The following is a 26,428-nucleotide window of genomic DNA, read 5'->3' as shown; positions in this document are numbered from 1 at the left end:
TCATTTGCCCCGCAGGAGGATTAGTGATTCAGGATAAACTCATTGGAATTCAGCAGCGCCCAGAACATGTCCTGCCAGGCCATCACGCCGGATGACGCCGGATAGGCACTCAGAAACTGTCTGGCGGTCGACATTTCCGTCCCGCCCGGCCGGCGGCTTAGCGCGGCCAGATACAGCTTCTGAATTTTCTGTGTTTCCGGTCCCGGACTGTTAAGCACTTCGAACAGCAGACTGCCCCGATCCGCGCTGACGGCACGTTCCATCAGATCGCTGTTCATCATCATCAGCGCCTGAGGAATCGTTCCGTTGAATGTTGTGGCTTCGTCATTTTCATCGTTGTCAAACGTCACGACGAACTGCTGCATCCAGCGGCGGCGCTGAGCTTCCTGAGCATCCCAGCCGCCGTTGCCCGCCTTGTCGGCGTTTGACGCAGTAATCAGCGAATCGTAAAGCTGTTCGGCTTCCATCGACTTGATATACATGTGGCTGAAAAGCGGCATTTCACCGGACGCCGGGTCATCGACGCGGTTGTCGGAACTTAATTGACTGGTCAGCGAGTAGGCTCGACTGTTGGCAATCCATCGCACCAGTTGTCTGACGTTGTAGCCGCCGCTCGCGAAGTCCGCGGCCAGCCGTTCCAGCAGAGCCGGGTGCGACGCCGGATTGTGCGGACCGATGTCATCAACCGGGCGAGTAAACCCGTACCCGAAGAAATGACCCCACATCCGGTTCACGAACGCCGTCGCCAGCAGCGGTGTTTCGCCTTCGTTCGGTTCCACCAGCAATCGAGCCAGTTCCTTGCGGCGATCCGTGTCCGGACCGGCATCGATTTTTCGTCCGAGGTAAATCGGATAGGCGGCCTCCATCAGCCCGCTGCGCTTTTCGAAGTGAACGGGACCGGAATAGTCCTGCCACACGACTTCCGAATAGTCGTCGACCTGCCGTCCGGAGTTCGGATCCGTGCGACGGTAATCCCGCTTGCTGACCTGCCGGAAGAAGCTGTTGAACTCCCAGAACTGACTCTGCTGCCAGTCGTTAAACGGATGATTGTGGCACTGAGTACACTGAACCTGCATTCCGAGAAACAGCCGGGTCGTCTTTGCCGTCAGTTGCACTCCGTCGTCCGGCAGCTGCATCTGAGCGAGGATGTAATTGACGGCCCCGTTTTCTTCGAAATGACCTTCCGCCGTCACGATGTCGACGACCACATCGTTCCACGGTCGGTTCTTCGCAAAGGCTTCCCGGAAGAACTTTTCCAGGCTGGGCCGGCTGACTCGACGCACATCGGCGCGCCCCATACACAGGTTGGTCCAGATCGTTGTGAAGTTGCGGACATAATCCGGATGATCCAGCAAAGCATCCACCAGCACCGCGCGCTTGCGAGGGCTGGAGTCCGCCAGATACGTTTCCACTTCCTTCAAAGATGGAATTCGTCCGACGGTGTCCAGATAAACCCGGCGCACCCATTCTTCGTCCGGAGCCTCGGGAGACGGCTTGATTTCGTTGTCCGCCCAGCTTCGTTCAATCTGGTCGTCGATGAATTCCGCCGTCGACTTCGCCGCCGGTCCCGACGAACTGGCCTCCGCCCCGCACCATGCGTTCGGCATCATCGTCAGCAGCGCCAAACCGCAGACGACGCCGGAGCTGAATAGCCGTAACCATGAACTCTGTGCCCGTGGCTGCATCAATGGAAACTCCCCGAGAACCGGAAATCCGCGACCCGCTGAGGAACGCTCACGTTCAGTTCCGCCTACCGACTCCACCGAAAACAGGACGGCTCCCTGAAGATTTCGCAGGAACGCCCGTCGCCGACATAATCCAGCCGGCGACTGCCCCGTGTTGCAAGTCCCTGCAAATCTACATCGCAGGCCACGCAACATGTTCGCCGGATTTCGAAGAACTGCGGAAGAAACGCAGGCATCTGTACACCTGGGCATTGTAGGCCCACCCTGCTGATTGACAAAAGCCGAACCTTCGGCTTACCTCCGTTCACAAAAGTGAACATCAATGATGCAGCGGTCCGCCGAAAGAAGGTAATCCGGCCGCAGACTTTGGGGATTGCAAGCCACTACCCGGTCGGTAGTAGTGCCGTTCACTCACGTGATCCGTTGCAGCAAACGATTCTCACCTGTCCCCGTCCCCGGTCACCGCCGGAAAAAACTCTCCATCCCGTTCGACGCACGTTGTTCCACCCGCCGCACTCTTTTGCCGCACCCAAACCCGGATTTCAGCCAGAAAGTCACGTTCTTCATGCGGATCACCTTTTTCGGAGCAGCCGGTGAAGTCACAGGCAGCCAGCACTTGATCGAAACCTCCACACGAAGAATTCTGCTGGACTGCGGACTTTTCCAGGGCCCGGAAGAGGAAACTCGCCCGAAGAACGAACGGTTTCACTGCCATCCGCGAAAACTGGATGCCGTGGTCCTGTCGCACGCGCACATTGACCATTCAGGAAATCTGCCGGGGCTGCACAAAGCCGGGTATCGAGGTCCCATTTTCTGCACGCGAGCCACCGCCGATATCGCTTCACTGATGTTGCGCGATAGTGCACACATCCAGGCCGAGGATGCTCGCTACGCGGCCAAAAAAGCGGCAAATCGCGATTCCGTCGTTCAGCCGCTGTATTCCGAAGATGATGCCAAACGCGTTGCCAAAGCCTTCGAATACATCGGCTTCGGGGAATGGGAATCTCTGTCCGACGACGTGCGGTTAAGGTTTCACCACGCCGGACACATCCTGGGTTCAGCCATTGTCGAACTGGATTTGCTGGACGACGGCGACTGGAAACGCCTGGTTTTTACGGGAGACCTGGGCCGGCGAGGAAAACCGATCCTGAACGATCCGGAAACCGTCGGACGCTGCGATGTTGTGATCACGGAATCAACCTACGGAAATCGAGTCCACCCGCCATCGCACAACGTGAAGGAAGAACTGCAGCGAGTCATCTGCGAAGCGTCGTCTTCCGGCGGCCGAGTCATCATCCCGGCGTTCAGCCTGGGCAGAACTCAGATGCTGGTGTATCTGCTGAACGAACTTCGAAACGAAGACCAGCTTTGCCATGTGCCGGTGTTCATTGACAGTCCGCTGGCGACCCGGCTGACGGACATCTATCGCGATCACCCCGAAAGCATGGACGAAGACGTTCGCCGCACTTTGGAGTTCGACGACGATGTTTTTGATTTCGACGGTCTGACCTACGTTCGTTCCCGGGACGAAAGCATCGCCCTGAACAAGCGCAAAGGGCCGTTTGTCGTGATTTCCGCAAGCGGTATGTGCGAACACGGCCGAGTCGTGCATCACATCAAAAATGCCATCGGAAACCCGGAAAACACGATTCTGATCATTGGATTTCAGGCTCGCCATACTCTGGGACGCAGCCTGGTGGAACAGCGGGAAGAAGTCCGGATCTACGGCCGGAAATATCACCGCCGCTGCCGAGTCGAAACGATCAACGGCCTGTCCGCCCATGCCGATGCCGAAGACTTCAAGTGGTGGTTCGGAGAAATTCAGAAACAGGGAGGCGTCGGGCAGGCATTTATCGTTCACGGTGAAGATGATGCCGCAAAGGCTCTCGCGGAACTGATCGCCAACGACTGCGATCAACCACCCGTCATTCCTCAGTTCGGCGACAGCTTTGAAGTGTGAAAGTGTTCAAATCCCAGCTTCTGAATCCGGACGACTGAACACTGAAAACCGACATGATTACCTCCGACCGACTGCGCATCGTTCTGACCGCTTCCGAAGCGGTGCCGTTTTCCAAGACCGGCGGCCTGGCGGACGTCACCACTGCTCTGGCAAAGGCCCTCGACGCCAGCGGGCACGACGTCACCATCATCGTGCCGGACTATCGCGTGCTGCGAAAGGACCGGCAGCATCGTCTGCCTTCGATTGCCGACAGCGGATTGCGGCTGGCGATCGCCATGAACGGCCGGCAGATGACCGCCGGCGTCAACTGGACAACGCTGCCGGGCAACGGAGTCACCGTGCTGCTGGTCCGACAGGCTCACTATTTCGACCGTTCTCAGTTGTACATGGAGCACGGCAAAGGCTACGTCGACAACTGTGAACGTTATTGCTTCTTCAGCCGGGCCGTCATGGAAATCTGCCGTCAGATGGTACTGCGTCCGGACATCGTTCACTGCAACGACTGGCAGACCGGCCTGGTCCCCGCTCTGCTGCATTCTCAGTACGCTCACCTGCCCGGCTTCGAAAACGCGGCGTCCGTCATGACGCTGCACAACATGGCCTATCAGGGCCGATTCTGGCATCTGGATATGCCGCTGACCGGTATGGACTGGCGGTACTTCAATATGCATCACATGGAATTCTGGGGAGACCTGAATCTTCTGAAGACGGGTATCAACTTCGCCGACCAGATCACCACCGTCAGCCCGACGTATGCCGAAGAAATCTGCACTCCGGAATTCGGCGAACACCTGGATTCCGTCCTGAAAGTTCGCCGCGACGACCTGGTCGGCATTCTGAATGGCATCGATACCGACGAATGGAATCCCGCCACCGATCATCAACTGCCGGCCACCTACACGTTCGATTCCGCTGATGACGGCAAATCCGTCTGCAAGCGGCATCTGCAGGAACGCATGGGGCTGCCGGCACGATCCGACGTGCCGCTGTTCGGCATGGTGTCGCGGATGTCCGATCAGAAGGGCTTCGACCTGATCGCCGGAGCCGCCGGCAGAATTCTTCACCAGGACGTGCAGATCGCCTTCCTGGGCACGGGCGACCCGCGCTACGAAGGACATCTGCAGTACCTGGCAGCACACAATCCCGACAAGGTCGCCGTATTTGTGGGCTTCGACGAAGGCCTGGCTCATCAGGTAGAAGCCGGGGCCGACGCGTTTCTGATGCCCAGTCGCTTCGAACCCTGCGGCCTGAACCAGATGTACAGCCTTCGCTACGGAACGGTTCCCGTCGTTCGGGCCGTTGGCGGCCTGGCGGACTCCGTCGTGGACCTGACACCGCAGACTCTGGAAGCCGGCACGGCCACCGGGTTTGCCTTCAGCGACTACACCGAAGGAGCATTCGCGACGACGTTTGAACGTGCCGTGCGAACGTACCATGACCGTGCCGTCTGGAAGGAACTCATGAAATCCGGAATGGCGGCCGACTGGTCCTGGGACCGCAGCGCGAATCGTTATCTGGACACTTACCGCAAGGCACTCGAACGCCGCCACGACCGAGTCCACGACCGGCGCTGCTGAGCGTCACCGTGATGGTCACCGCGACCCGCACGCGCAGCGTCGCCTTTGGTCTTCGTTCCGCCGTCGTCAACGGGGCACCGAGTCATTTCGCCATCGCCGGAGGCTTCGGAATGCCGGGGTTCGCCGGATAGATGCCCGGCGCGTCTTCGGCATACCAGCGAGCAACCACGTCATGCCATTCCGACGCGTTCCGCGCGCGAATGAAGTCTGCTCGAACATGATCGCCGTGGGGGTGCCAGTCGGCGTATCGGATACCGAACTTCCGCATCTGTCGGGATGCCTTCCCGCCGGGATAGGCAATGTCAGCGAGACGAAAATGTTCCCGCAGCACGTCACGCTGCTCAAACACCGACGGCGGATCCGGCAGAGGTCGGCCAGCCAGCAGTTCCGCAGCTTGCCGGAAGATCCACGGGTTTCCGATCGACCCGCGAGCCGCCGTGACTCCATCGACGCCCGTTTCCCGCAGCATTCTCACGCAGTCTTCCGCGCAAAACAGGTCTCCGCTGCCGAGCAACGTTTGATGCGGATACTGCCGGCGAAGTTCGCTGAGAAATCCCCAGTCGCTCGGCCCGTTGTAACGCTGCATCACGGTGCGGCCGTGAACCGTGACTGCCGCGATGCCGGTTTCGAACGCCGCGTCCAGAATCGTGAAGAACCGGTCTCGGCTGCCGTCGCTTTCGTCGACTCCGCGACGCATTTTCAGAGTCACCGGAACTTCAGCGGGCACGGCGTCGCGCACTCGACGCAGGATTTCAATCGCAACGTCCGGCTGGCCCAGGTGAAATCCACCCCGGCAGCGCCCCAGCACCTTCTTCACGGGACAGCCGAAGTTAATGTCGATCACATCAAACCCGGCTGAGATCAGTCGTTTCGCGGCGGCCGGAAACTCCGACGGATCCGCCCCCATCAATTGAGCCCCCGCCGGATGATCGTCACCGGTCAGCATCAGAAAATGCTTCGTGCGCTCGCGATCCTTTAGTGAATTCACGAACGAATCGATCATGACTTCGCAGATGGTATACGGAGCCCCCATCCGCCTGGCGATCGCGCGCATCGGCCAATCGCTGTAACCGCTAAGGGCCGCCTGGATGACCGGCAGGCGGAATTCGAATCGACCGATCTTCAGCATGCTTCACCGAACACTTGCAGAAGAGTGGCAGCCGCAATTCTTGTGGCCGGCGAGAACGCCTGTCGCTCGCCCATCGCTCAGAACACCTTCGTCTTCTGCTTCACAATTCCCAGTCGATCACGTTCCTGAATCAACTGCGACGTGATACTGATCGCAATTTCCGGCGGAGTATTGTTGCCCATGGGAACGCCCATCGGGCAGAAATACGAAGCGATCTTTTCGTCTGACAAACCCAGTTCCTTCAAATCCCGACGCAGCACTTTCGCTTTCTGCAGGCTTCCCAGCACGCCGAGATACGGCGGTTCGATCGTTCGCAGCACTTCCGCCAGCACGGGCAGATCGGTTCCGTGTCCCTGAGTCATCAACACGAAGAAACTCCGCGGATCCAGCTTCGCCACTTCGTCTTTCAACTCCTCCGCGCACACTTTGGTCAGCTTCGGATGTTCGCCGATGCGCGACAGCCACTCGGAACGCTGATCCAGCCAGGTGACTCGGCAGTTCATGTTCAGCAGAATCGGAATCATGGCCTGAGCGATATGCCCGGCTCCGAATACCGCGATCTTCCAGTCGCTGCTGAGAAACACTTCGAAGAAGAACTTCACTTCGCCGCCGCAGGTCATGCCAACGTCGGTCTGCAGGTTCCAGGTTTCGAACTGACAGCTTCGCCCATCGTTGTTCGCCAGCAGGTCCTTCGCAAACGCAATCGCGCGAGCTTCCACTTTGCCGCCGCCGACCGTGCCGTCGACGATGCCATCCGCCGTGATCACCGCCCTGGCGCCCTGAATCTGAGGAGCGCTGCCGCGCATGTCGACCATCGTGACGGTGACAAACGGAACGCCCGAAGACAGGAGCTGCGTGACAGTTTTTGTGTGTCGGTGAACGTCAAATGACATGACAAAATGCTTGTTGGCGTTTGGCGGCGACGGATACGGCGCTGGCGGCTGGGTCGTCAGGTTCCGATTTCAAGACGCCGATCGATTACTGAAAGATCACGCGTTCCGGGCAGAACCGGTCCAGAGCGTCTCCGTCGATTTCCATTCCCAGACCCGGTCCGTTCGGAATCCGCAGCAATCCGTTTTCGTCCAGAGCGAACCGCTGCGTCACAAGCTCATCAATGTACGCGCACGGGAACAGATATTCGACGTAGCGGGCCACCGGGATCGCTGCGGAAAACTGCAGGTCGGCCGCAAGCCCGACGGCCGTGTTCCAGCCGTGAGGAACCACCTGGATGTTGTGATCGGCGGCCGCCCATGCGATCCGCCGTGATTCGCTCAGTCCGCCGTTTTTGGTGCAGTCCGGCTGCAGAATATCGGCGGCTCGCTGTTCGATCCACGGCTGAAACGACTGCCGCCGAGTCAGAACTTCACCCGTCGCGATCGGTACCGGCGACGCGCGCGTCAGTTCCACATAGCCGGCCAGATCGTCGGGCGGCAGAGGTTCTTCGAACCAGGTGATGTCATAGTCGCTGAGCATCGTCGCGGTTCGGCGAGCCCAGTTGGTTCCGTGCGGCCAGAACTGTTCGCTGCCGCCGGCGTCTACCATCAATTCCACTGCGTCGCCGACCGTGTCGCGAGCGGTGCGGACCAGCAACTCGTCGAACTTCGAATTGCGGCGACCGAACGGTCGCCAGCCGAGCTTGATCGCCCGGAAACCTCGCGCCACAACACTGTGCAGCGTGTCCCGCAGCGCGGCCGGTTCGTCGAACAGGATCGAACCGTACGGCTTGATCGTATCGCGATAGTTGCCTCCCAGCAGTCGCGATACCGGCTGGCTACACGCTTTTCCCATCAGATCCCACAAAGCGATGTCGATCCCGCTGATCGCGTGTTCGACCGCTCCGCCGCGTCCCTGCCAGAAGGACGACTGCCGCAGCTTTTCCGACACGCGTTCCGGCTCGACAGCCGATTCATTCTTCAGCAGCGGCCACAGCAATTCGACCGCGCCGGCAACCAGTCGACCGGACGTAAAACAGCTTCCGTACCCGACCGGTTCGCCGTCCGTTCGAACGATCAGCAGCGTGTGCAGATTTTCCTGCGGTTCGTGACCCTGAGGCCAGCCGCCATCCACAGTGGCTCCGGTCAGCGGGCAGACATCGATCGAACGAATTTGCATATCGGGCCTTTGATCAGGGTCACTTCGAAACACGTACGACCGGCTCACGGCAACCGAATGAACCAAAAAGCCGCACGTGTCGAAGACGTCGAGATTACCGAACGCACCGTCCGTCGGAAAGTCGCAGCACAGTAACGAAACCCCGGAGACCTGCCGATGCGTATCTGCCGAGACGTGCACCGGCAGAGTCAAAGGATTCCTCCGGCATGCAGCAATTCACCGCAAGCGTATCGACCCTTCCGGAGCGACAATGGCAGACTCGGAGTCGGGGCTGGCGGAAACCAACACATGTGCGAAGCCCGTGGAAGACAGACTTCGCTGCACCAGCAGCCGGCACGTGGTCTCGTCCGGCTGAACGACGGACTCGACACAGGTCAGCCACAGGATTGGAATCGCGGCGACCGTCCATTTCAGCGCGTGAACGTACCCGGACAGATTCAGGCGCCGGCCGTCTGTGCGGTCGCTTCGTATGCCGAGCGACTCCCGTGTTGATTCGTCACGGACCTTCCAGATGAATCCGTCGTAATAGTAGTGCAGCAGTCCTGTCAGCGCGAGCAGTGCGGTCAGTGCCTCGCCGGGGATTCCCGCCGGCAGTGAAGACTCAATCAGTCGCAGACCGCCGAATGCACAGACGATTCCAATATAGACGCCAACCAGTGCTCCGCTGCGCCGAAACAGAAACCGCACGAAGCCGCCGACACCCGCCGACTGTTCCACGCGACGGCGATTGAACAGCCACACAATCGTCAGGTACTGCACGTCGTGGAAGATCTCAAACATCGCAGCACCAACAAGGATGTTTGTGGCGCCGGCATAGGCGAACCAATAGAAGCCGGTACCGGAGATCATCGTCAGCACCGACGGCAATGCAATCGGACTTCCTGTCAGATGCGACCGGACCACCATGCCGGCATAAGCCAGCGTCACAGCCACCAGCGCTGTCAGCCAGATCATCTGCACGGCTGCCACCAGTGACGCGGGCAGCAATATCCCGCCGGCTCCATACCAGCGATGCAGCAGCAGTGTCAGAGGCTGCTCGTTCAGCAGGATGGCTCCGCCAAACCACAGAAAACACATTCCGAACTCAAGCCGACGCAGAGTTGTCGAAAGCCGGCCGGACCGAGCGTTGTAGATTCGCAGGAACCCATACGTCTGCATCAGCGCGTGCCAGACCGCCCAGGTGACTCCGACAAGGATCAGCACGTCCAGATTGTTCCGCACCGCCAGCAGGCACGCCGTCCCCAGTGCCAGAGGCGCTGCGATAAATCGCGTTCGATAGCGCCGGAACAGCTTGTGATCACCGTAGGCTCGGATCAGGCCCGGCAGGCAATGGCCAAGTTGTCCAAATGCTCCGATCACGATCACCGCGGCCGTGCCGGATCTGCTTTGGCACAGCAGCCAGGCCAGGGGAAGAATCAGCAGCGGTGTGCCGATAATCAGCGCGCCGTCGCGGATCGGTCCCAGGAACCAGAGGTTCGACTTGGTCGTGGTGGATGTCGTCATGTGAAATCCCGAGGGGATGCAGATTTCAGCAGGCGTCAATCAGCGGACTATCTTCGGGCCACTCTGGCCCACGCCGATCTTCCGATATGTGTCCAGCAGGTTTGAGGTATCTTCGCTTCCGTGAGCAATATGGAAGAAATAGGTGCCGTCATAGGAATCCGGAAGTGACGCCGTGTCCGAAAAGTCACTGTCCGCGGTGCCATGCAGTTTGATGGCATACACCTTGATCCCGCGGGCCTTCAGAGTGTTCGCCCACTGCTGCATGGCAATCCAGTCGACATAGTCGTTCTTGTTGTACGGACCCGGAGGCAGCGTTCCGGTGGGTCCGTCGTCCGGAGACGGGTAGGGTTCCGCCATATTGACCTGTCCGTCCGTCAGAATGACGACAACCTTGACCAGTTCCGGTTCCGTGGCATCCCGGGGAGAAGGATCGTTCAGGAACACATCCAGAGCCGCGCGATATCCGCCGCCGATATTGGTTCCGCTGGTATAGTGGCCGGCAGTCAGAGTGTTGACGACGTTCAGTGCCTGCGTATGGTCGAAATCCATCTGAGTTTCCAGCTTCCCCGTCTTCTGCATATCATTGCGCAGTGTGTCGCTCCAGGAATAGACGACCAGTCCAAGGCGGTCTTCGTCGCTGAGGTTTGCGACCATCGAGTTCGTGGCAGTGATGGTGTTTTCGATACGGCTGAAGCCATTCGACATGCTGGCGTTCATCGACCCGGAGACGTCCAGGACAAGGACAATGTCTCTGGGTGGGCCATTTGCCAGGACGACCGTGGATTCAGCCGATGTCGTATAGGAACTGATGCCCATTACTCGACCAAACAGCGACGGTAAAGCCGCGTGGACCACCTGCAGCCGCATGGCATTAGCGGCACCGAAAGTGCCTGGTGAGAAAGTTCCCGCCTGTTCGTCCCACACTCCGTATTCAATCGTCCGGGTAATCCCGGTTTCATTCGGGTCAAATTCATTGTGGATCAGGTACTGGTCAACAGCCGCCTCAACGGTCGCCTGATCGCCCCTCAGGTCCATGACGCCGGCCATGGCTGCCGCGTCCACGGCGGCCTGGAGTTCGGTCTTTCGGACCATAACGAAGCCCAGGTCGGTAGCGAAAGCCGTGAAGATCAGCACAACAACAAGAAGAAACGTCGCCAGCAGTGCGACGGCACCACGACGCTTCGGCAGGAATTGGTAGATTGTCTGCACAGGTCATGCCCCGAATAACGGCCTGTTTTGCAAAGCGAAGGCTTCGCGTCGCGTCAGAACCGGACATGGGATCGGTCAAGAGCGCAACAAGGAGCGTTCCTGGGGGAGAACGACTCAGAATCCTGGGTCGCAGTCGGAGTGCATGTCGCAATCGACAGCGGCCAGGCCACAGATCCTTCCAGGCTTGGGCCAGATCTTGACGATTATGACGACGAAGTTGCCTGCGGAAGGTCGGAATTGGGCGGTCCTGTTTGCCAGTCCGCAGTTTGGACGTAGCTTTCCAGTTGAGCCCGACCTCGGGAAGGGCGGGCATCCATTTGCGCGGGGACAACCATGTTGAGATCAACTGCCATCCAATGCCGGAACAGTAGCACTCACAGGCCAGCGGCGTTCCAATCGTCGCGTACCGGCGCCGCGGTTGTTGAGTTCGCCATCATCATTCCAATCTTCCTGATTCTTGTGCTGGGTATCATTGAGTTTGGTCGGGCGATGTCCGTCGGTCAGATGGTGACCAATGCATCCCGCGAAGGCTGCCGGCAGGCGATCCTCGACGGCAGTTCCTCAACTGCGGTCGAAGCCTACGTGGATAACTTCCTCTCCGGCGCACTCGGAGTAACCGCCGCGGATGTCACCGTGACCTGCTTCGTCAACGGCGCGGCAGCAGACGTCAGCACCGCGGAGGAATCTGACACGATCAGAGTTCGTGTCTCCGTGCCGTTCGACCGTGTGAGCCTGGTACAGGCGGATTATCTGGCGGGCAAAACGCTGGTTGGTGAAACCACCATGCGGCATGAATAGCGCCGACTGTTCAGCGCGCCGCTACGGAAACCCATTCCCGTGGCGAACAAACGTCGGGGAAACGTTCACGGGTTGACTGCCGTCGACCGGATCTTCCAAGAACAGGCTGGTTGAGGCCGCTGCCGGCTGACGGTGGTTTGCCGGCTATTCACGGTCGGTCAGCATTTGAGCTCTGTGGGTGCGAGCCTGGTCGGACGCCGTGCCCGCGTTCAGATCGATGGCCTTGTCGAACTGCTCCGCGGCGGCCTGCCGCTGGTCGGCGTCCACGAACATCAGGCCCTGTGCCATGTAAGCACGAGCCAGGTGCTGCCGTGCCTGGCTGTCAGCAGGCTCCGCGGTCAAAACGCTTTCCAGGATTCCGGTTGCGTTTTCGAAAGCGGCGAGACGATCGTCAAATTCGGCATCGGTGTTGCCCAGGAAATCCGCCTGGTGAATCCACGCGTTACCCAGCGAAACAAGAATCTGCAGATTGGAGTCATCGCCACGAAGCGGCTCAAGAGTTTCGATGGCGGCCTGCGTGAAGCGACCCTGTTCGGAAAAGTGGCCCAGGGCCGAATGGACGCCGCCCAGCAGGTTCAAAACGTCGCCCCGAAGAAGTTTCTGAGTCACCGGGACGTCTTCAAACTGGTCCTCGGCTTCCTCCAGATCCCGCAGCACGATCGTCAGCAGCGCCAGGGCGTCATCGTGTGCTGACTGGCGATGCAGATCCAGCGCCAGGTGATAGTTCAGGTCCATCAACTTTGTGCGGTGGCTCTGGACATCCGGATGCGCCTGCTGCATCTCGGAAACAATACCGATCGCTTTCCGAAGGTATTCCGTCGATTCCACATAGCGCCCTTCGCGCGACCAGGCGATGGCTGTCAGGTAGTCCATGTCAGCGATCGTGGCACTGACCAGATCGCTGGGTCCGTATGGTTTCAGCAGGTCAGCCGCGCGGCCGGCAGCGCTGCGAGCTTCGTTGAATTCGTCTATTTCCAGAGCCAGGCGGCTGCGAGTCGTCAGGTGCAGCGCGACACGCAGGTCATGCTGGCGCTGCATCGCGGGGACCGGTTCGATGGTGCTCCACAGTTCCTCAGCGCGATTGGAAAGGTTCCAGGCGACGGACACTCGGCGGACGTTCATGGCCATGTGAGCACATTCGGTCAGGAACTTTGCTGCGGTTTCCGGTGAGTGGCGTTCGACGAATCGGTCGGAAGTCTGAATCAGACGACTGAGCTGGTCGTCGTGTTCTCCAAGCTTCCAACTGCATTCGGCGACCATCAGCCGGCATTTGTAGGCCAGGGCGAACATTGCCGGGTTCGTTTCACCGGAACGGTCCGCGTCGTCGATCACGCCGGAGAACAATCGCTTCGCGGTTCTGAGGTCGCCGAGTTCGCGGTTCATCTGAGCCAGCTTGTACGTCAGCTGCGCGTGTTCGAAGCCGAGCGCGGGGTCGTCCGGCGTTTCGGCATGAAACTGGTCGTAGTAGTCATTCGCACGTTCCAGCATTCCACGCCGGAATTTTTCCAGGGCCACTGTCTTCAGGGCCGGATCGTCGGCGATCGCGGTGAACAGTTGATCGACGGCGGCCCGCAGGTCGCGCGCCTTGGACAGAGCGACGTCGCGCTGCTGAACGGCGGCCGTTCGGGCGTCTTCGGCATCGGCCGAATTCCGTGTGGCGATCCTGGAATACTGAGTCGCCGTGCGTTCGGAAACTTCCAGCGCGGCGGCTCGCACGGCAGCCTGGTGCCAGTACCAGGTCGACGTTGCGAATCCCGTCGCCAGGACCAGAATCAGTGTCGCCAGCAGAGACGCGACGACGGGATTTCGGCGCGTCCACAGTCTGGCCTTTTCCAGCGGCGATGTCCGCCGGGCTCGAATCGGCTGGCCCGCAAGAAATCGTTCCAGGTCTTCCGCCAGCAGCCCGGCCGTGCGATAGCGCTGAGCCGGCTCCGCATGAATGGCGGTCAGGATGATGGTTTCCAGATCCGGCGGAATGCGAGCATCGATGGTACGAGGCATCGGCGGCGCTGCGTCGCGAATGTTCTGAATCAGTTGAGCGCGATCGCCTGTGCCGAACGCCGGCTGCAGGGTCGCCAGTTCATACAGTGTCAGCCCCAGCGAATACACATCGCTGCGACGATCGGCCCAGCCTTCGAAACGTTCCGGAGCCATATACCGCAGCGTACCGACAATGTCTCCGCTGTGAGTGACGTCGGCGGCGTCTTCGGCCTTCGCCAGACCGAAGTCCGTGATCCACGCCTTGCCGCGCAGGTCCAGCAGGATGTTGGACGGCTTCACGTCGCGATGAAGAATTCCGTGACCATGCGCGAACTCCAGCGCGTTCGCGATCTGAATTCCGATGCGGGCGACGTTGTGAAAGTATTTGGCCCCCAGCAGCCCGGCAGACGTGCCCGAAAGATTCACCAGGGTGTCCGAGGCGGCCAGGTTGACCGTCGAGTCGGCTCGCCTGCCGTCCGGCAGCCGCGTGCCGCGCGTTTCACCGGCGGGACCGTCATGCGCGGCGTTCGGTTTGTCCTGAACCGCGGCTTCGGATGACGAAAGTTCGCCGCTGCACAGAGTTCGCGCGACGACCGAAATGTCGGAATCGGCGGACGGAACATGCTGGTCTCGCAGCAGACGCACTTCGTTCAGAACTTCCCCGAGTCCCGGTCCGTCGATGAACTGCATTGTGAAGTAGTGCAGGTTGTTGTCTTCACCGACACCATGAACCGGTACGATATTGGGATGCTCCAGCCTTGCCGTCGCGCGGGCTTCAAGCTGAAAGCGGGCAAACTGCCGCGGGTCGAGCTGTGACGCATTCGGCAGAGCTTTCAGCGCGACTCGCCGGCCAAGCGAAACCTGTTCGGCTTCGAAGACCACTCCCATACCGCCGCGGCCGATCTCCCGAAGAATGCGGTAGTCGCCGAGTTGCGTGAGTTCCGCTCCGTCCGCGCCGGACAGCGGTTTGCAATCACCGGCGCCGAATGTTTCCGGCCGCGCGATCTCAATGCGGCACAGCGTTCCCAGGATCTGCCGGATTTCCGCTTCCAGTTTCGGATGCCGCTGCACGTATTCTTCGACGTCGGGGTCCTCGCCGGCTCGCTGACGCTTTGCGAATTCGTCGGCAATGTTGTCCAGCAGAACAGCGTGCGCGGAGGAATCGGCGGATGACATGGGCTTTCCTCGTGTATCTGTTCAGATGCGGCAACGGCTTCCGTTTTCGGCGAATGTGATGAGTTCTGCGTGGAATGCAGCCGGTCGGCAGGTGATGTGTTGCGTCATGTGTTCGCTGCCTTCAGCACGTCTCCCAGCCGCTGCATGGCACGAACATAACGTTTGCTGCAGGCGGATTCCTGAATCCCCAGAACCTGCGCGGTTTCAAACCGCGACAACTGTTCGAAGTGCCGCAGGGCGATGATTTCCCGATCCAGTTCGCTCATGGAATTCAGTGCTTCTTCGACTTCCAGCCGATTCTCCGCGCGGACCGCCGCTTCGCTGGGCGCCGTCAGTGAACCGATCAGTCGAGCGGCCAGCAATGCCGTACTGGCTTCGGGCAGGCGGTTGAACAGTGAAATCTCGCGTCGCGCGTCGCGCTTGGCGGCTCCCAGATGCCTGCGGTGCTGCGTAATCATCTGTTCGCCGACCAGATATCGTAACCAAAGAAAGAAGGTCATTGGCTTCTTGTCGACGAATTCCTGAACTCGCGTGGCCGCTTCCAGGCACGCATCCTGAATGACGTCGGACGCGTCAACACGGCCCTGAACGCGGCGGTCAAGTCGCAGTTGCACCATGGCCTTCAGGCGAGACCGATACAACGTCAGCAGATCGCCCAGGACGTTGACATCGCCGGCGTGCAGTCGATCCAGCAACTCGGTTTCGTCGTGCGACATCCGGATACCACTGTTGGAGTATGGATTTCAACGATTCACATCGAGCGTTCGGCGGATCACTTCATGCCGGCCGCTGCCGGTCCCGCGACCGGACCGACCGACCGAACTCGCTGCCTCGTCCACAACCGGAAATCCATCGCCGCCGATCGTCCTGCGGAACGACGGGACGCGTCGCGGAATTCCGGTACATCGTCAAGGTTAAACGTCATCACCACAACCATCATTGCCGCAGTCGATCGCGGCTTCCACCGATGAGCGAATCATCGCCGTGCCCGCCGAACAGATGGTCTCGCTCGTCATCATCGACGACGGTCCCCAGAAACTGCATCGCGTCAGCGAGATTGCCGCCGGCCCATTCGGTCATCGCGGCATCAATGTCGTCAATGACCGACACGTCCTGGAAGTCGTTGTCAACGCGACCACCGATCAGCAGGTCATCACCGCGGCCGCCGTTCAGCCGATCACGGCCGTCGCCTCCGACAAGGATGTCGTGACCTTTTTCGCCGTTCACATCGTCGTCGCCGGCGCCGCCAAACAGAGCATCATTCCACCTGCCACCGCTCAGCCTGTCGTCACCGTCGCCTCCAAAGACGATTTGCCGAATGTTGATGTCGGCGACCGGCTGCGAGCCGCCACACCCGCCGCGGTCGCCGTCATCGTTCGAGCCGCCGTCGTACGTGTCGTCACCGTCGCAGAGGAACGCGACCACTCGCTCAATTTCCGAAGCCACCAGCGTCATGCGAATCCGATCCGATCCGTCGTTCGAACGGCCATGCCTGCGGCCGTGTGAACCACGATCGCGACAGCCGTGGTGGTCGCGTGTGCGGCCAAACTTCGCGTCGATCTTCAGTTCATCTTTTCGTTCGTTGACTCGAAGCTTGACGTTGTCGTCGTCGTTCGTGCCGATGATGTACAGCGTTCCGTCGACAACGCCGACACCCGTGACAACGGAACTGACGGATTCCGGAGCCGACGACAGGTCACCGTCGTCAACGACAGTGACGGTCACGGAATAGATGCCGCCGTTCGCATATTCGTGCGTCCCTTCGAACGTGCGGGTCTGCTGGTCGACGGTCACTTCTTCGACGGCGCTTCCGTCGCCCCAGTCCACCAGCACCGTATGAGTGTCCGGCAATCCGGAATCGGAATACGACCCGATAATGGTCACTGTGCCGTCATCCGATTTTTCGAGCAGCGACGAGGCATCACTTTCGAGCGTTTCGATCACCGGTGCCTGGTTTTCGACCGTGACGACGACCTCGTCCGATGCGACTCCGCCGTCATCGTCTTCCACCGTATACGTCGCCGTGTAAGTTCCGTGCTGCGTCGGCTGGAAGCTGATGGTGCTGCCATCGCCGGTGGCCACGACCTGGCCGCCGCTGCTGACCACGGTCCACGTTTGAGCGTGTGTATCAGCGATTCCCGGATCGTTGAAACTGCCGGACAGGCTGACGATGTCGCCTGCGGAAACCGTCTGGTCGTCGCCGGCGCTGACGTTCTGCGGAGCGACATTGTCGACAGTAACCGTGGCGGAGGCCACGTCGGTCTCTCCGGAACTGTCGGTCACAATCAACGTGACGGTCACCGTGTCCGGGCCGTCCAGGTTCGCCGCGTCAAACGTCGGCGTCATTCCGACTTCGTCACCGTTTGCGGCATCAGCACCTGTCTCCCCGAAGATGCCGTCACCGTCCAGATCCCACAGGAAATCCAGCGACGCCGTTGAATCTTCCAGATCGCTGCTGCCGGACGCATCAAGAACCGTCATCCCGCCTTCGGGCACCGAATACGGTCCGCCCGCGCTGGCGACCGGGGGAGAGTTCGTCAGAAGCACCACGTCGTTTCCATCGCCGCCGCGGTAGCTGATGGTTGCCGGCCGGCCGGAACCCAGGAAGTTCGTGCTGAACACGTCCCCTTCAGCCAGATGATTGAATCCCTCGTCGTCGATTCCCGGATTGACCGCGTCGAGAGATCCATCGTTGTCGATCAGCAGGAACTGCGCGCCCACGGTCGGTACGTAGCTGGAACCGGTGCCGTCATCGAATGCCACGACAGTCAGGACCGCGCTCTGCGAAATCGTAACGGTGCCGATCACGTTAAGCTGGTCATGGAAGCCGGCTCCTGTACCGGCAACGGGCCCGCCGATCTCGATCGTTGCAAACGACCCCGAGGCAAATTCCAGATCGCCGAGAATCGTGAGAACTCCGGGACTGCTGCCCGCGGACACGACGCTCCCGCCTCTTGCCAGGAGCCCGCCGGCGATCGTTCCGTCACCGGTGAGAACCTGCCCCGGTACCAGAACCAGCGTCTCCGCGCCAAGCCCGGTGGCATCCAGAGTTGCTGCCGCTGCGACATGGATTGCTGACGAAAGGGCGATGTTGCTTCCGCTCAGATCGATCAGCGACAGCGTCCCTTCGGTGATCGTTGTCGTCCCCGAATATGTGTTGTCGCCTCGAAGTTCCAGCGTGCCGAATCCGGCCTTGATCAACGACCCGTTGCCGACGATGGCTGATGTCACCTGTCCGCCGCCGTTAAGTGTGATCAGGCCGCCGGTGATGCCGTTGGTGTCGATTGACGAAAGAAACATTTGCTGTGCTGCCCCGACCGTGACGCTGACAGCCCCGCCCGTGAATGCGCCACTGCTGTCGATGCTGCTCAGTTCCACGTCGCCGGATTGTGCCAGAACGCTTACGCTGCCACCGACAGACGTCAGGTCTCCGCTGCCCGTCACCGAATCCGCGACCAGCGAAATGTCACCGCCGCCCGAATTGATCTCCGTCGCAACGGAAAGCGAGCCCGCCGTCACCATCACATCGCCGCCCTGAGTTTCCGTCGGGAGAACATCGAACCGCACGTCTTCCACGGCGGAGGCCTCACCGATCACCAGATCAGCGGCGAATGTCGAATCGAGCCCCCGAACGCTGATCGAATCAATGCCGTCACCGCTGTTCACCGCCAGTCGCGCCAGTGGATTGCGAAACGTCGTCTGCTGAGCGAAATCGGAATCGTCCGAATCGATGAAAGAGAAGCCGTTACTTGTGACGCCGTCGTCGGACAGCAGAATCGTGTCGTCAGCGTCTGAGAACTCAAACACTCGGCTGTTGACGGTCGTGCTGTCGACGACGGGCTCCAGGCCGGTAAACGCAATCATGGACGTGGTGGAATCCGTGCTGTACCGGATGCTTCCGTCAGTGGCGCTGACAAGTGTGTGAACGGCTGCGAGAAACGTACCACCGGTGACATCCAGAGTGTCATTGTCAGCGGATCCTCCGGCGTTGTACGTCAGACCGTCTTCGGGAATTGCATCTGTTTCAAGCAGCAGCGAGTCATCGCCATCGCCGGTGTTGATCTGCACGCTTTCGAATCCGTCGTGGTGAACCAGCCACCGGTTCGGGATCGTCATTTCAATCAGCCCCGGCGTTGCTCGCAGCGTGTCCGCCGTGTCGGTGCCGTTGACGGACACGGTGTCGACGTCGGTCGGCACGGTTCCGGAATCGCTGACATTGATCGATCGCAGGTCGAGTCCGCCGACGGCGGCCAGCAGTTCATTCGTCGTCGTGAAAATGCTGGCACCGGGGTCAATGTTCACAAGGTGTTCCAGCGACGCCCCGTTGCCGACTCCGAACGCCCGCAGATTGATGCCCAGGTTGTTCCGGAGTTGCGCGACTTCGTCCAGAAACGCGATTTCGGGATTGCCGCCGCTGAGTGCCTGAGTCGGGTCACCGTCCGACAGAAAGACCACCGTGCCTTCGCCGGGAGCGGTACCAAGGGCATTGAAGAATTCGATGGCTTTGCGAAATGCTGCTTCATAATTCGTCTGCCCGTTGGCTCGAGCACTTCGCAGCACCTCTTCGACATCCGGAAAGCCGCCATTGGAATTCGCCAGCGGTGAAGTTGCAACCTGCACGCCCGACACCGACAGATCCATGTCGTTCAGCACCGTTCCGCCGGTCGGCGTGTTTCCTCCGCCGGAGTAAGTCACCACACCGACGTTCGCCACGTCGCCGACGCCGCGCGCAATCAGGTCCTGGTTGAGTGCGATGAAGGCCGCAATTTCCGCGTCCAGAATCGTGTTCGCCTGGCCGTCGCCGTTCAGATCTCCCACCGGATCGCCCTGAAACAGGCTGCCGGAACCGCCGGTCGTGCTGCCCGACACGTCCATCACAAACAGGACGGCCGGTGAGCTGCCGGTGATGAGCTGGCCGCCGGGAGGCTCAAACAGGTCGACGTCCACAATGTCGGAGCCTTCCTGTCCGTCGATGTTCAGTTCACCGTCAAACTGATCGTCAATCCCGACAACACGAATCTCGTCGTCATTGTCACCGCCGTTGATGGTCAGCGACATTGTCGGCACAACAAAGTCAACGGACTCGCTGGTTCCCGCGCTGGAAAGCCGCACTCGCCCGTCATCGGCGATTCCGATGTCGTCCAGAGTCACGTCATCCGGAGTGGAACCGTAGTTGAAGATTCGGTGCTGAGCCGAAACCTGATCGTCGATCGGTTCCAGCCCCGTGTACGTGATGACGGCTCCATCGATGTCCACCGATCCGTCGAATCCCGTGCCCGCTCCTGCACTGTCGGCTCCGCTGAAAGTGTGAGTCACCGTCGTGGCAACAGCACCGCCCGCGTCGGTCAGTACCAGCGAATCACCGGCAGCGGTTGCCTGTTCGCCGCCGTTGTAGATGATCGTCTTTGTGAACTCGCCCAGCGACCGGTCGACCGTCAGAGAGTCATCGCCACCGAGTGTATTGACAATGATCCGGCTGCCCGTGACGGCGGAAAACGGAATCCGGATCGTCGTGGCCGGCCCCGCTGTGGCACCGGGGATGCCGGAAAACAGCAGATTGTTGAAGTCAGTGACAAGATACTCACCGTTCGTGACGTCCGACCGGATGATCAGTGAGTCATCGGAGTCTCCTCCATTAGTATCTGTGATCACCAGGTTTCCGTCAGCATCCAGCGACACTTCCGTTTGCGGTCCTCCGGCCGTTGCAACGCCGGCCGCGTAAGCAAACACATTTCGAATCAGCGTCGAATTGACGACCGCACCGCCGCCCGGATTCGTCGCCCCGAATACTCCCGGATCCGTAAACACATCCGTGTCCGTAACCAGAATCACAGGGCCGGAGCCCGGTGCGACGGCTCCCGGTTCAATCACGGCCAGACTGGTGCCTCGATTGTTGGCGCCGATTTCCGTGGCCAGAGTACCAAGGTTCGAATAGCTGGAAACGGCACCAAATTGTTCAAACGACGTAACAAGTCCGAACGGACCAGCGGACACCGGATGAAGAAAGTTCGTGATCTGACTGGTCACCGCGGGACCGGGAGGCGAACTGCCGTGGAAGACTCCAAACAGACCCGCAATGCTCACTGCCGGGGAGTCCGTCGTCGCGATCAGGGCTCCTCCGTTCGTCACGAAGGACAGCAGTTCGTCGCGTTCGGGCTGCGTGAGATTCGTCGCCAGCCCGCTGAAGAAGATGTCTGTGTTTTGCAGCACAGCCGCCAGATCGCCGCCGGGGTCCGCGGAGCCGGCTGTGTCGACTCCCGCTCCGATCACGAATTCCACGTCGACAACTCCGCTGTCGCCGAAGTTCTGCGAATCCAGCAGATAGTCTCGCGTCGTCGACAAGAACGATTCCGTCAATCCCCATTCCTGGACCGTTGAGTTCCCCGCATAGCCATCGACGACCAGCGGCGTTCCTGCCAGCAACACGCGAGATTCCAGACCCTCCGAACGCATCGCGGCGCCGGGCGTTGCTCGCACGCCGGCCAGAATTCTGCGACTGCCGCGCCGGCGAACGGTCCATTCCGAAAACATGCGACGGACGGCGGTGGTCAGGTGACGAAGTCGAATTGTTGGCATCAGTCAGCCCCTGCAGAATGAGAAAACTTGCCGGCCGCCGAACAACGCCGTCGCGGCACCTCCTGTTCCTCACCGCAGAAACGTCAGACGCGGGACAGCAAAATGCCGGAAGTTTCCACAAAGGCGGCGTGCCCGCTGAGCGGCGTGCCCGCTTTGCGGCGAGATCGCAGGCACACCAGCCGCGATTGAATATGTCCGTCCTCAATGGCGTTCATTTTCTTCGCGGGCGTCACGATTTGTCCCTCCGCCCGCAAAGCGGGAAAGCGAGACTTTTCTGCGCGCAGCAGAGAAATCGGGACGCCGGCCGGCCGCGCGCCGTAACCGAGTCGCCCGGACGCACTCGCTGCCTCAAAGTTGCGGAATGCCGGTTCGACGACGAACCTTCCATTGTGCGGGAAAGCGCTGAAGTCGAGCACGTCGTGACAGAACGAACGGCACCGCGATGATTCCGCGTTCGACAGTCAGTCCACACGGAACGCGCACGGCCTGACCCTGGACCGCAGGCGAATCCAACCTGCGCTATCGGCTGTGGACACTGCAATTCTTCTGTCCCGCAGAGTCCGCTGTCTGCGGTTAGAAGTGCGGAAGTCGATTCCCACAGCGCGCGCACGTGTTTGCAGCGCTGATCCTTCACCAATCGCCAGGAGTGACCCGAATGAGCACAGCACTCACCATCACGCGCCCGTCGGAGCATTGTTCGGTTACCGCGAAGCGCCCGCTGATTTCCTGGACGATCGATCATCGCAAGCCTGAATCGCTGCGCTATACCGTTCGGATTGTCGCGTTGAAGGACGGTCAGAAGGCTCAGGACGCACTACGGCGCGGCGACGATCGTGTCAGCGCAACCGTTGACGGACAGTTGTCGCTGAAGTTTCCTCGCGAGGCCGCCAGCCTTCGCCACGGAGCTTACGCCGCGGAAGTTCGTGCGTTTGATCCGGACGGAAGAGAAATCGCCGTCAGTGAACCGAGGCTGCTGTATGTGGAACCGGACAACCTTCCGGTTTCGCTGTCCGACCTGCTGTGCTGTGACGATCTGCTGAGCCAGAAATGGCGCAAGGCCTACGGTTCGCCGGGAATTCAGCCGAACGCAGACGGATCGCTGCCCCACAAGACAACGATCCTGACGCTCGCCGGCAGTCAATCATCCGGGGATGCGGCATGGAATACCGTCGACGGTGGTTTCCGGATGGGAAAGCGGTATGCCATCAGGCTGTCCTCACGAATGCTGAAGGATGTTCGCGGCGTGCGGCTGAGAGTCATGGTGTTCAACGGCAGTCTGCCATCGTCCGGCCGGCATCCGCAGACCAATCCGGACATTGCTGTCATCGCGGAAACCGGAGAACTGTCGGGTGACACCTGGAATCGCATTCTGCTGCCGTCATGGCGTGCCACGAAGGACTACGAAAACATCGCGGTCACGGTGTTCAGTGATTCCGATCGGCAGACGGGATCAGTCGAAGTTGCGGACGTCTGCGTTGGTGTCACGGATCACTGCGGTCCTGTGGCAACTATCCTGGACTCAGGCGGAAAGCCCGACATTCCGGACGATTGGAAGGACTTCGTTGATCGCCGGTCGAAGCCTCAGACCGTCGATGTGAACTTCGTACCGGGCTCGATGGCGGATCTCTATGGACCGATGTTTGACGGCCTTGGCAACAGCAACTGGTATCGTCGCGACGAATGTGCATCGCTCGGCGGCCGGATCCCGCCGGAAGCGTCGGAGCTTCAGGAAGAATTCGCGGAAGCCACAATCGCAGGGCTTTCGGCGAAGGACATCCGGGACGCGCTGGTCGCGGTGGCGGACAAGTTCCCGCACGGGGATCTCAACCATCTGACACCCATCGAAGGCGACAATGGAGTTGCCTGTTCCCCGCCGAGGCTGGACCGAGCCCTGCCCTTTGAAGGTCGCGACATCGTCTACGTTCATGGTTTCAGCCCCGCGCAGGTGATGCAGGGTGTCACCGACACGATGAATGGTGTCGATTCCAGTGTGCTGAAAGTCTGGCCGACCGACGAAGCAGAGTTCGAAGATGGAGGGTTCTTCCGGAACGCGGCGGAAAACTACTGGCGGACTCACGTCAACGACTATCTCAGCACGCCGGCAGGACTGTCGAACCGTTACCTTGCGGCCGCCTACAGTTCGAATCAGCGTCTGATTGAGTGTGCTCATGCGCTGCTGGGACAGATCAGCAAGGCCATGAATTCCGGCGAAGGCGTGCATGAGTCTGTGTCAGTGCCAAACAGGGACTGCTTCGGCCGCGATCTGGTGATCGTGTCACATTCGACGGGTGCTCTGGTTGTGAACGCGGCCATGGCGCTGGCCGCGCGAACGGCGAATGATCCGCAACTGCAGAGTCTGTTCGGCGATGTCAGCCATAGTCCCGAACGCGTGAAGGTTCACATCAGCCTGCACGGCGCGATTGCCGGCAGCGAAGCGGCCGAGCTGGTGGTTGTCGGCGCGAATCTGCTGGCGGGCTTCGCGATCAGTTCGGATATCGCCGTCGACCTGGGGATTGCCATCGCGAATGTTGATCCGGCATTGTCGCTGATCCGCAGCGGGCTGACTGGATTCGGGCTGAACGTGCCGGCGATCGAGGCTGCACTCGATTCCGCAACGGACAGTCTGGTGTCGTTTGCGGCAGCCGGGGTGAGTGTTGTCAACGGAAGCGTTCTGGTCGATCTGTCTCCGCCGATTACCAAACTGCTGTGGGGTTCGTCCACAAACAGCACTCCCGTTCCCGTGCTGACGGTTGCCGGCGGGCATCCCACTCCGTCGTCTGCGTTTCTGAAACCGTTCCTTGCGGGCCTGGACGACGGCGTGGTGAACATCAACAGCCAGAGCGGAAGTCCCAGCCTGCTGCATCCGGATCAGTATCTGTTCTTTCCGCCGGTCAGCCGCATCTTCGACATGGGAATCCCGCTTGATCGAGCGATCGTCAATTTTGCGGAACAGGCGGTCGCCCCTCTGTCAGCGGCATACGGAAGCATTCCGCAATTGTCGCCAACCGGAATGCTGCAGCCGGTCGACGTGGTGGTGTCGCCGTCGCCGCGGTACCAGAATCACTTTACGTTTCTGCAGTCGTCGTCAGATCACAACCATCCGTTTCAGGCACCGACAAGCGCGTACCAGTTCACTCCGTTCGGCAATCCGAATTTCGAAGAGACACTTGTGATTGAAAGACCGGATGTGTTCGATCTGGGACTGGTCAATCCGGAGATCGCTCAAGCCGTCGTGGCTCGCACGCGGGGACAGGATCTGGTCATCACGCTCAATATCCCGGTGCCGGTCTTCAGTTTCGTCCCGCCGTCTGTCTCCATCACGACACTGACTGTGACGGTGACAATTCCCCTGTGGCGTCGCAACTATCGGACACTGGAATCCGATCAGGCGACTCAGGAATGCGATTACGTTTATCGTTTTGTCCTGAGGTAACGCGGAATTCTCAGTAAGACGTCGAACGAAACCCGCTTCGTCGCGCCGCCTCGCCGGGAGGCGCGGGCGGAAGGACGACGAAATGCACGACATGCGTGCGAGGACGCTGAATTGGCACCGGCGCAGGCATCAGAAGCGATTCGGGCAGGCGCGATCCGGGCAGGCGCGATGTGGGGGCTGCCACTATCCGATGGCAACTCAAACGCGTAAACTGCCGGCATGGCGGAGCAACTGACAAGCGCGCAGCGACAGGCGGTCGAACACTTCGAAGGTCCACTGCTGGTCATGGCCGGACCGGGCTCGGGGAAGACGCGAGTCATTACTCACCGCATTGCCCGGCTGCTGGAACGCGGTGTTCGCACCGACGAAATCCTGGCGCTGACGTTTACCAACAAGGCCGCTCGGGAGATGGCGGATCGCGTCTACCGGCTGCTGCGCGGAACTCGGGTTCAGGTCAGCACCTTTCACCGGTTTTGTGCCCGGCTGCTGAGAAACTGGCCGGAAACCGTCGGCCTGAAATCCAACTTCACGATTCTGGATCAGTCCGATCAGACTCAGCTGATCCGCCGCATCATGAAAGACGCGGGGCACGACACGGGTACTCACGATCCGCGGCGCGTGCTGAGTCGCATCAGCAGGTTTCGCAATGATCTGATCACGTCGGAAGCGTTCCGTCGGCGATACGAAGAACGGATCGGCGATCCTCTGGACGCCATCATCTACAACGTTTTCGGGGAATACGAACAGCGGCTTCTGGCTCAGAATGCCGTTGATTTCGATTCGCTGCTGCTGCATGTCGTCGAACTGCTGAAGGACGACGGCGGCCTTCGCGATTTTCTGGACAGCCAGTACCGATTCGTGCTGGTCGACGAATACCAGGACACGAACCGGGCGCAGTATCGGATTGTGTCGGCGATGTCGCGGCAGTTTCCGAATCTGTGCGCGACGGGAGATCCGGATCAGTCGATCTACGGCTGGCGAGGTGCTCATCCGGGCAACATCGGTGACTTCGAACGGGACTTTCCGGACGTCACGATCGTTTCGCTGGATCAGAATTTTCGCAGCACGGGAGCCATCGTTCGCTGCGCCGATCAGCTTATCAGTCACAATCCGCGACGGCATCGCGGGGAACTGACGACCCCCAACGAAACCGGCGAACCGGTGCGGCTGAGAATCTTTCCCGACGGCGACGCGGAAGCGAACGCTGTCGCCGAAGAGATCGCTCAGCAGGTCGCCGGCAGCGGACGTGCTTATTCTGACTTCGCAATCTTCTATCGGGTCAATGCGTTG

15 protein-coding genes are annotated in these 26,428 nt (G+C 60.2%); 5 read left to right on the top strand and 10 right to left on the bottom strand.

The window, feature by feature from the left end; genetic code table 11:
• Positions 1 to 20: 20 nt before the first annotated feature.
• Positions 21 to 1,685, bottom strand: a complete 1,665-nt coding sequence (locus R3C19_14075) for a DUF1549 and DUF1553 domain-containing protein (protein MEZ6061468.1) — start codon at positions 1,683 to 1,685, stop codon at positions 21 to 23.
• 565 nt (positions 1,686 to 2,250) lie between these two features.
• Between R3C19_14075 and R3C19_14070 the strand changes: the two genes are divergently transcribed.
• Together R3C19_14070 and glgA are read left to right on the top strand one after the other, a co-directional pair.
• Positions 2,251 to 3,645: an MBL fold metallo-hydrolase gene (locus R3C19_14070; protein MEZ6061467.1), complete on the top strand. Its 1,395-nt coding sequence runs from the start codon at positions 2,251 to 2,253 to the stop codon at positions 3,643 to 3,645.
• Between the two features lie 53 nt (positions 3,646 to 3,698).
• Positions 3,699 to 5,222: a glycogen synthase GlgA gene (gene glgA / locus R3C19_14065; protein ID MEZ6061466.1), complete on the top strand. Its 1,524-nt coding sequence runs from the start codon at positions 3,699 to 3,701 to the stop codon at positions 5,220 to 5,222.
• Between the two features lie 82 nt (positions 5,223 to 5,304).
• On the opposite strand, the gene R3C19_14060 is transcribed toward glgA, so the two are convergent.
• The 5 genes from R3C19_14060 to R3C19_14040 all read right to left on the bottom strand — a co-directional run bounded on the left by R3C19_14060 (position 5,305) and on the right by R3C19_14040 (position 11,175).
• Positions 5,305 to 6,351, bottom strand: coding sequence for a tRNA-dihydrouridine synthase (locus tag R3C19_14060; protein MEZ6061465.1), 1,047 nt, complete (start codon positions 6,349 to 6,351; stop codon positions 5,305 to 5,307).
• Between the two features lie 77 nt (positions 6,352 to 6,428).
• Positions 6,429 to 7,244 (bottom strand): XdhC family protein, encoded by an 816-nt coding sequence (locus R3C19_14055; protein ID MEZ6061464.1) that lies wholly within the window; start codon positions 7,242 to 7,244, stop codon positions 6,429 to 6,431.
• Between the two features lie 85 nt (positions 7,245 to 7,329).
• Positions 7,330 to 8,463, bottom strand: a complete 1,134-nt coding sequence (locus R3C19_14050; protein ID MEZ6061463.1) for a mandelate racemase/muconate lactonizing enzyme family protein — start codon at positions 8,461 to 8,463, stop codon at positions 7,330 to 7,332.
• Between the two features lie 216 nt (positions 8,464 to 8,679).
• Positions 8,680 to 9,966 (bottom strand): hypothetical protein, encoded by a 1,287-nt coding sequence (locus R3C19_14045; GenBank protein MEZ6061462.1) that lies wholly within the window; start codon positions 9,964 to 9,966, stop codon positions 8,680 to 8,682.
• 39 nt (positions 9,967 to 10,005) lie between these two features.
• Entirely contained in the window at positions 10,006 to 11,175 is a 1,170-nt protein-coding gene (locus tag R3C19_14040; GenBank protein MEZ6061461.1) for a VWA domain-containing protein, read from the bottom strand.
• A 333-nt stretch (positions 11,176 to 11,508) separates the two neighbouring features.
• On the opposite strand from R3C19_14040, the gene R3C19_14035 reads away from it, so the two are divergent.
• Positions 11,509 to 11,973 (top strand): TadE/TadG family type IV pilus assembly protein, encoded by a 465-nt coding sequence (locus tag R3C19_14035; protein MEZ6061460.1) that lies wholly within the window; start codon positions 11,509 to 11,511, stop codon positions 11,971 to 11,973.
• Between the two features lie 144 nt (positions 11,974 to 12,117).
• Here R3C19_14035 and R3C19_14030 read toward each other — a convergent pair whose 3' ends face one another.
• The 4 genes from R3C19_14030 to R3C19_14015 form a co-directional block, all read right to left on the bottom strand.
• On the bottom strand, positions 12,118 to 15,129 hold the full coding sequence (locus tag R3C19_14030) for a protein kinase (protein ID MEZ6061459.1): 3,012 nt from the start codon (positions 15,127 to 15,129) through the stop codon (positions 12,118 to 12,120).
• Positions 15,130 to 15,233: 104 nt separating this feature from the next.
• On the bottom strand, positions 15,234 to 15,845 hold the full coding sequence (locus R3C19_14025) for a sigma-70 family RNA polymerase sigma factor (protein MEZ6061458.1): 612 nt from the start codon (positions 15,843 to 15,845) through the stop codon (positions 15,234 to 15,236).
• A 220-nt stretch (positions 15,846 to 16,065) separates the two neighbouring features.
• Positions 16,066 to 21,705, bottom strand: a complete 5,640-nt coding sequence (locus R3C19_14020; protein MEZ6061457.1) for a PKD domain-containing protein — start codon at positions 21,703 to 21,705, stop codon at positions 16,066 to 16,068.
• Between the two features lie 83 nt (positions 21,706 to 21,788).
• Positions 21,789 to 21,938 carry a hypothetical protein gene (locus R3C19_14015; GenBank protein ID MEZ6061456.1) on the bottom strand — a complete coding sequence of 50 codons (150 nt, stop codon included), beginning with the start codon at positions 21,936 to 21,938 and terminating at the stop codon, positions 21,789 to 21,791.
• A 422-nt stretch (positions 21,939 to 22,360) separates the two neighbouring features.
• Here R3C19_14015 and R3C19_14010 point away from each other — a divergent pair, with 422 nt between their 5' ends.
• Complete coding sequence (locus R3C19_14010) at positions 22,361 to 25,138, top strand: hypothetical protein (protein ID MEZ6061455.1); 2,778 nt, start codon at positions 22,361 to 22,363, stop codon at positions 25,136 to 25,138.
• A gap of 219 nt (positions 25,139 to 25,357) precedes the next feature.
• Positions 25,358 to 26,428: ATP-dependent helicase (locus tag R3C19_14005; protein ID MEZ6061454.1), on the top strand; the 1,071-nt coding region annotated here is incomplete at its 3' end.

The sequence above is a fragment of the Planctomycetaceae bacterium genome (assembly GCA_041398785.1).
In the GTDB taxonomy this organism is placed as follows: Bacteria; Planctomycetota; Planctomycetia; order Planctomycetales; family Planctomycetaceae; genus JAWKUA01.
Note: the sequence above shows the minus strand (reverse complement) of the source record. Positions and strands in the feature narration are given on the sequence as shown.

Excerpts from the sequence above, each read along its gene's own strand:
- R3C19_14075 (MEZ6061468.1), bottom strand. The coding sequence starts at position 1,685 with ATGCAGCCACGGGCACAGAGTTCATGGTTACGGCTATTCAGCTCCGGC.
- R3C19_14070 (MEZ6061467.1), top strand. The coding sequence starts at position 2,251 with ATGCGGATCACCTTTTTCGGAGCAGCCGGTGAAGTCACAGGCAGCCAG.
- glgA (MEZ6061466.1), top strand. The coding sequence starts at position 3,699 with ATGATTACCTCCGACCGACTGCGCATCGTTCTGACCGCTTCCGAAGCG.
- R3C19_14060 (MEZ6061465.1), bottom strand. The coding sequence starts at position 6,351 with ATGCTGAAGATCGGTCGATTCGAATTCCGCCTGCCGGTCATCCAGGCG.
- R3C19_14055 (MEZ6061464.1), bottom strand. The coding sequence starts at position 7,244 with ATGTCATTTGACGTTCACCGACACACAAAAACTGTCACGCAGCTCCTG.
- R3C19_14050 (MEZ6061463.1), bottom strand. The coding sequence starts at position 8,463 with ATGCAAATTCGTTCGATCGATGTCTGCCCGCTGACCGGAGCCACTGTG.
- R3C19_14045 (MEZ6061462.1), bottom strand. The coding sequence starts at position 9,966 with ATGACGACATCCACCACGACCAAGTCGAACCTCTGGTTCCTGGGACCG.
- R3C19_14035 (MEZ6061460.1), top strand. The coding sequence starts at position 11,509 with ATGTTGAGATCAACTGCCATCCAATGCCGGAACAGTAGCACTCACAGG.
- R3C19_14030 (MEZ6061459.1), bottom strand. The coding sequence starts at position 15,129 with ATGTCATCCGCCGATTCCTCCGCGCACGCTGTTCTGCTGGACAACATT.
- R3C19_14025 (MEZ6061458.1), bottom strand. The coding sequence starts at position 15,845 with ATGTCGCACGACGAAACCGAGTTGCTGGATCGACTGCACGCCGGCGAT.
- R3C19_14020 (MEZ6061457.1), bottom strand. The coding sequence starts at position 21,705 with ATGCCAACAATTCGACTTCGTCACCTGACCACCGCCGTCCGTCGCATG.
- R3C19_14010 (MEZ6061455.1), top strand. The coding sequence starts at position 22,361 with ATGAGCACAGCACTCACCATCACGCGCCCGTCGGAGCATTGTTCGGTT.